Below are 223 nucleotides of genomic sequence, written 5' to 3' on the forward strand. Positions count from 1 at the left end.
GTTGATCCCCGCCGGGCCGGAGGGGCTCCAGGCTGATGCTCAGCCGGCTGGCATGGCTGGAGGGTTCGCTGGGAATCGGCATCGCCACGACGCCGTCGTTGTCGGGGACGAACTGGACGCATCCCACCTGGCGCCCGTCCACCTCGGCCCAGAGCCGGTAGACGTGCTGGGGCGGTGCCGGCGGCAGCCCCTTGAGGCGCAGCAGGTTGTAGCCCTGATCCGC

Annotated in this window: 1 protein-coding gene; it reads right to left on the bottom strand. The window is 71.3% G+C overall.

Annotated features, from left to right (window positions below; all coding sequences use genetic code 11):
• On the bottom strand, positions 1-223 hold a 223-nt coding region (locus tag ACLD7X_RS19625), incomplete at both ends, for an anti-sigma factor (protein ID WP_411425358.1).

It is taken from the genome of Aphanothece microscopica RSMan92 (assembly GCF_046613545.2).
In the GTDB taxonomy this organism is placed as follows: Bacteria; Cyanobacteriota; Cyanobacteriia; order PCC-6307; family Cyanobiaceae; genus NIES-981.